Annotated in this window: 7 protein-coding genes and 1 other annotated feature; of the genes, 5 read left to right on the top strand and 2 right to left on the bottom strand. The window is 40.6% G+C overall.

From position 1 onward, the window contains the following. Positions 1-176 precede the first annotated feature (176 nt). Genes ND6B_RS16805 through ND6B_RS16825 form a run of 5 tightly spaced genes read left to right on the top strand, consistent with a single transcriptional unit; the run spans position 177 to position 4857 of the window. On the top strand, positions 177-1322 hold the full coding sequence (locus ND6B_RS16805; RefSeq protein ID WP_268746933.1) for a P-loop NTPase fold protein: 1146 nt from the start codon (positions 177-179) through the stop codon (positions 1320-1322). Between the two features lies 1 nt (position 1323). After that, positions 1324-2211: a hypothetical protein gene (locus ND6B_RS16810; RefSeq protein ID WP_008109702.1), complete on the top strand. Its 888-nt coding sequence runs from the start codon at positions 1324-1326 to the stop codon at positions 2209-2211. Next, entirely contained in the window at positions 2204-3538 is a 1335-nt protein-coding gene (gene qatC, locus ND6B_RS16815) for a Qat anti-phage system QueC-like protein QatC (RefSeq protein WP_008109704.1), read from the top strand. The genes ND6B_RS16810 and qatC overlap by 8 nt, the downstream gene beginning before the upstream one ends. Then, positions 3535-4266, top strand: coding sequence for a Qat anti-phage system TatD family nuclease QatD (gene qatD, locus ND6B_RS16820; protein ID WP_008109706.1), 732 nt, complete (start codon positions 3535-3537; stop codon positions 4264-4266). The genes qatC and qatD overlap by 4 nt, the downstream gene beginning before the upstream one ends. A gap of 51 nt (positions 4267-4317) precedes the next feature. After that, entirely contained in the window at positions 4318-4857 is a 540-nt protein-coding gene (locus tag ND6B_RS16825; RefSeq protein WP_008109708.1) for a manganese efflux pump MntP, read from the top strand. 22 nt (positions 4858-4879) lie between these two features. Here the strand turns inward: ND6B_RS16825 and ND6B_RS20340 are convergent, their stop codons facing one another. After that, entirely contained in the window at positions 4880-5092 is a 213-nt protein-coding gene (locus tag ND6B_RS20340; RefSeq protein ID WP_081844657.1) for a GDCCVxC domain-containing (seleno)protein, read from the bottom strand. 10 nt (positions 5093-5102) lie between these two features. Next, a protein-coding gene (locus ND6B_RS16830) for an IS3 family transposase (RefSeq protein ID WP_089368775.1) occupies positions 5103-6322 on the bottom strand; the annotation gives its coding sequence in 2 pieces (ribosomal slippage) (positions 5103-6043 and positions 6043-6322; 1221 coding nt in all). After that, positions 5928-6044, bottom strand: a sequence feature (AL1L pseudoknot). It overlaps the preceding gene by 117 nt. Positions 6323-6372 lie beyond the last annotated feature (50 nt).

Genomic DNA, 6372 nt, shown 5'->3' with positions numbered 1-6372 from the left:
GAGTTGTTTGATTAATGGTGTTAGAACACCGTCTTCGCCAGTAAGACCTTTACCAGCTTGAAGTTCAGCTAATGCTTTGTTGAAGTCGAAAGATTGAGTCATGTGTCACTCCTGTTTTCTTAATAATACTGAAATGACACAGATTTCTAAACACTACCGAGTTTGATAAGCCACTTATTGTCTATGTCGATAATTTAGATCGCTGCTCTCCATTTAATGCTATTTCGACCCTTGAGGCGATCAGGTTATTTCTATTTTTACCCAATACTGCATTTGTTATTGCCGCCGATGAGGACATGATCCGCTTGGCAGTGCCTGAGTATCACAAAGGTGCATCTCAACGACATCAAACTGATTATTTAGACAAGCTTATTCAAATTCCTGTGCATGTACCAAGACCCGGCGTTCTGGAGATAAGGGCATATTTAATGATGCTTACTGCTCAAGATCACGGCGTTACCGATGCGCAATTAGAAACGATAAGATGTGCCCTTGAAGAGTCATTAAGGCTGTCGTGGAAACAACCACAAATTACCGTTGACGAGCTACTTCAAGATCACGAGATTGAAAAGCATTCCGAACTCAGAAGTAAATTTGTGGTTGCTGAACAGTTAGCTCCACTATTAGCTGAATCCACAAACATTAACGGCAACCCTCGCATAGTTAAGCGATTACTCAATCAGGTTAAGATGAGAAAGAAAACCGCTCATCGCAGAGGAATGCAGCTTGATGAAAAAACTATCACTAAGCTGGTAATTTTTGAGAGGTGCTTAGGCACTCAGGCTACCAACAAGCTTTATGAATTAATTGATAAGGAAAACGGATATCCAAAAGTATTAGCGGATCTTGAAAATTCAGAAGTCGAATTTGACGAAATTAATTTACCTGAAGAGTGGAAACTCGACCTAGCTTTTATTGATAAATGGTCGAAATTACCTCCCATGTTCACTGAAATGGATTTGACACCAGCGGCATATCTGAGCAGAGAAAGCATTCCAATGGGGGCTGTTAATTCGGTAATGTCTGGAGCCGCTCAAAAACTCGTAGAAGAATTAATGAAGCAAAAGGTAAGGGTCAGTGGCGTTAACTCTACTGCGATTACCACAACTCCGAAGGAAGAATACATGTCAGTCATGGATGGTTTGATTGAAAACTTTAAGTTGATTGGTGATTGGACCGAAAGACCAACAGGCATTTATGGGGCTGTGTTACTTGCCAAGCAGGATGATAAATGTAGCTTAAGTCTTCTTACATTTTTAAAAAGCTTGCCCCGCCAAAGATGGCTTAATCCAATTTTAAAAGAACTAGAGGGAACTAAGTAATATGGGTACGTCCGCATCGTCAACAGGACCAAATAATAAGAGTCCACTTATTCCATCTTGGGCAGAGCAAGGAGATCCTGTCACAATAGAACCTGCATCAGGTACTGATGGGGATGAGCAAGCTGGCTCTGATAATAATCAAGCTGATGATCAGAATGACAATAGCAATGATATTGACAATGACAAGGTTCAACAAGAAATCGGTGGTTCACCTACAGCAACACCGCCTCCAAATAGGTTTGCCAGTGCCAGAAGAGCATTTGGTAAATATGCGCAAACAGGTGGCTCAACCTCAGATCTAAGGCGTTCATTAAAAAGTTACTCTAGAAAAGGCTCTGGCGGAGGTAAAAGCACAAGCAGGAGACTATCAAGCGGCATAACTGCTGGTTCTGGATTGCTTGGTGTCATGCGTGGCGACACCGTAACGGTTAATAATCAAAGCTTATCATTAGGTGATCTAACTGGGCTATCGACTGATCAAGCAATCGACAAAATTGCTAGCCATTTAGCGCCTGATAATGCCGATTCGGATGCTGTAAGAGTTGCGTTGGATTACGCACTAGAAGAAGCACTCCCCGATACAGAAGAATTTGACCCAAACAGTTTTACTGACGAAGTTATCCAAGAAGCCATAGGCTGTTATTTAACAGACCTTATTTTTCAGGATGTGGTTGAAGGCATGGGCAGAGCTTGGTTTCATGTTGAGCCAGCAAGCAAGCATCATCAAATGGAAGTTGAATTAAGGGAACTAATAAAAGTGATTACACAAGAGCAGTTAGACAAAGTAACTAATGGCAACCCCAGTACTATTAGCAAAGAAAATATTACTAAAATTCAAGCCGATGCTATTGCTATGACGGTTGATGAATGGGAGAGCTTTAATGACTAATTTTTACTTTAACCATGACCCTGCTAACTTGCCTGACTTTTCTGATGATTGTCATCCTGTCCAAATGTTTCATACGCATCAAAATGACATCACTAAGCACAGCTTGGTGTCAAAACAACTACTACAAACAGTTCGTGATTTAGGATTGAATGTAGATGCTGATTCAATAGATCTGATAACAATTGCTACCGCCGTTACCGCTGCTGATACATTTGAATTAAGGGATAATGCAGAAAATGCATGGGCTAGAAAAATGCATTTGCATGTTCCTGTAACTGATGAGGATATGTGGAATTTTGTAGAACCTGAACTGAGTTCTTTGCTCAACTTTCTTACAGGCGATCAATGGCTGTTTACTTTTGAAAAAACAACTATGCCGATGCCGACTCCTAAAACAAGTGAGCAAGCGAAAGCAAAAGCAAAATCATTAATTGGACTCAACTCTGTTTGCCTTTTTTCTGGTGGTCTTGATAGCGCAGTTGGTGCAATTGATATTTTGAACGGAGAATCAGATTTAAAGCCTCTCTTGGTTAGTCACGCTTATCGTGGTGATGGCGCTAAGCAAGAAGACATTAAGCAATTATTATCCCCGCCATTCGGCGAATTGTCCTATTCAATGTCTCCCCATATTATTAAGCACTTAGAAGGTAAAACTGACATTAGTATGAGGGGAAGAAGCTTTAACTTCCTAGCTATGGCGGTACTTGGTATATCAGCCTTAAGAAATGCTAATTGCGATAGCAGTATTGAAACTATTGTCGTCCCAGAGAATGGCTATATTTCTATAAATCCGCCGCTTACCAGAAGACGGATTGGTAGCCATAGCACTAGAACTACTCATCCTAATTTTCTAAGCAGGCTTGAATCTTTGCTTAGAGACACTGGGTTTCATGTCAAATTTGTAAACCCCTATCAATTCAAAACTAAAGGTGAAATGTTAGCGGAATGTGTTGATCAAGACGCAATTAGAAAAGCAGTTCCCCTAAGTGTTTCATGCAGTCATTGGCACAGAGAACATAAACAGTGTGGGCATTGTGTACCTTGCCTTATTCGAAGAGCGTCAGTTTTTCATGCTGGTTTTACACAAGATGCGCCATACAAGACAAAGCGGTTGAGAGATCTTATCAAAGAAAAAGATACTCGCGATGATCTCCAAGCGGTTCAAACTGCCATTATTAGATTGAAACAATCCGATAACTATCGTTCTTGGCTTCGAAGTTCAGGGCCAATACCACAAGAAAAAGATATACGAGAAAAATTAGAATCAACTATTAAGCGAGGATTGGCAGAGGTTGAATTATTTCTCCAAGCGGATAAATCGTCATGATGGATCTTCATTGCCACGTTGATTTATATCCAGATCATCAAGAGGTATTGAACGACATAAAAAGCAGTAATTATTACGTGCTATCAGTAACTACGGTGCCTTCAGCTTTTGAAGGTACTGTCCAGTTAACAAGTGGCATAAAACACTGTAAGACGGCCTTGGGGCTTCACCCTCAACTTGCTCATCTAAGAAAAAATGAATTAGCACTATTCGATAAGCTAGTTGATAGAACTAGATATATTGGAGAAATTGGACTGGATGGCTCAAAAGGTTACGCTGATTACTTTGATGATCAATTAGAGGTTTTCACGCATATTCTAAAAAAATGTGAAGGCTTTGATGACAAAATACTAACTATCCATAGTCTTAACGCGACTGGTGAAGTTCTTGAACAACTTAAGTTACATCCCAATGCTGGTACTTCTATTCTTCATTGGTTTTTAGGTACTAAGAAGCAAGTTCTAGAAGCCGTCGAGCTAGGCTGTTTCTTCTCTATTGGGCCAGCCATGCTAACTTCAGCCAGAGCTAAAAAAGTAATATCGTGGATACCTCAAGATAGAGTTCTACTCGAAACTGATGGACCTTTCGCCAAAGTGGCGGGGAATATTCTGTTTCCTTCAAGTGTTGGCACTGTTACTGAATATCTGGCTGAAATTTGGTGTAAAAATAAGGCTTTGATAATAGAAAAATTGTCAGTAAATCTTAGGTGTTTAACATCAGTCAAGTAACTAATTATACGTCACGTAATCTTATAACAATTTTATTCAGGTTTAATCGGTTTGTTTGAAGTATTTGTATTAGCTATAGCACTCAGTATGGACGCGTTTGCAGTATCCATAGGCTTAGGTTCTAAAAAAGTAGTAAATGCTGAAAAGCTCTTTATTAAAGCAGCTGCTTATTTTGGTTTTTTCCAAGGCTTTATGCCTCTTTTAGGCTATTACAGCGGTAAAGGTTTATCATCTTGGATTGAAGATTATGCACCTTGGATAGCTTTTATTTTGCTAGTATTTATCGGTGGCAAAATGATTTATGAGTCCCAATCTGAAGGAATTGAAGAAGATATTGCTAATGTTACTCATCGTGTGCTATTTGTTCTTGCTATTGCCACCAGTATTGATGCAATGGCGGCAGGTTATGCAATCACATTGCTTGAGGTAGATATAGCCGTAGCTTGCTTGATAATAGGCGTCACGACGTTTGCCTTTAGCTGGATTGGTGTGAATATCGGCGAAAGAAGTGGCGTATGGCTGGAATCTAAAGCTGAACTATTTGGTGGTTTAGTGTTAATCGCAATCGCATTTAAGATATTACTTGGTTGACACAGAACCACCGAATACTAGGCTACTTACCTGAGCAACATGCATTGCCTTCTTGAATAGGAGGACACTTAACTGTTCCATAAGAGCAATAAACGCAACAATCACCTTTTAACGGTTTAAGTAGTGCTTTACAGCTTTCGCATTCGTAATACCATTGGCAAGCGTTTGTAGGCATGGTTTCAACTTTGCTAAATCCACATTCAGGGTGAATCGCCCCGAGTTCATCGGAGACCAGTTTGTTTAAGTCAGGCCACTTTACCTGACTCGTTTAAATTATCATAGTAGTCTGTTTCATATTGAGCTGGTGAAATATACCCAATTGAAGATAATAAGCGTTGATTATTAAACCAATTGACCCACTCTAACGTTGCGTATTCAACAGCATCAACATTCTTCCACGGGCCATTTCTGCGAATAATCTCTGTTTTAAATAATCCATTTATTGTTTCAGCCAATGCATTGTCATAAGAGTCACCCACACTGCCTACAGACGCTTGAATTCCAGCTTCAGCAAGTCGCTCAGTGTATCGTATAGACAAATATTGGCTGCCTCTGTCGCTGTGGTGAATTAACCCTTCGGGGTTGCCACGATGCCAAATAGCTTGCTCTAACGCATCAAGAATAAGCTCTGTGTGCATTGTCGTTGATACACGCCAACCTACAATGTATCGTGAAAAAACATCTATCACGAAAGCGACATAAACAAACCCACTCCATGTGGCAACATAGGTGATGTCAGCTACCCAAAGTTGATTTGGCTGCTCAGCAGTAAATTGACGATTAACTAAATCAAGTGGCTTATCTTGTTGCTCGTCAGGTATCGTTGTCTTATGTGCTTTACCCCGACGAACACCTTGAATTCCCATAACTCGCATCAATCGTTCGACTGTACAGCGGGCGACTTGATGGTCGTCAAGCTGTAGCTGCTTCCATATTTTTCTTGCACCATAAACTGACATATTATCCTCCCACACTTCGCGAATGAGTATTATCAGCTCAGCATCACGCTTTTTGCGGTTAGACAGTCGCTCAGGCTCTCTTTGTATCTGTTTATGAGAATAATACGTTGATGGTGCAATCGGCAATTCCTTGCAAATTGACTCGACACCGTAATGCTCTCTGCAAGCATCAATAAAATCCACTATTACTTCTGTTTGCGGTCGAGCTCCGCTTGGGCGAAAAAAGCGGCAGCTTGCCTCAGGATATCATTCGTTCGCTTGAGCTCTTTATTCTCGCGCTCTAAGACGGCAAGGCGTTCTTCAGTTGATTGCGTATTAGAAGAGGGTTTAGACGGTTGAGCTTGAGATTTCTTGACCCATGCTCTAAGTGTTTCTGGGGTACATCCCAGTTTATCTGAAATCGATACTAGCGCAGCCCAAAGAGAAGGGTATTCATGCTGTTGTGTGGTAACAAGCCTAATTGCACGTTCACGAAATTCTGATGTATAGCGATTTGATTTTTTCATAGTTCCAGTTTCTCAAGTTATTGAGTCTCTGGCAAACACGGGGCGATTCA

The organism is Pseudoalteromonas sp. ND6B, assembly GCF_000764215.1.
GTDB lineage: Bacteria > Pseudomonadota > Gammaproteobacteria > Enterobacterales > Alteromonadaceae > Pseudoalteromonas > Pseudoalteromonas tetraodonis.
This window is presented reverse-complemented; position numbering and strand designations above follow the sequence as displayed.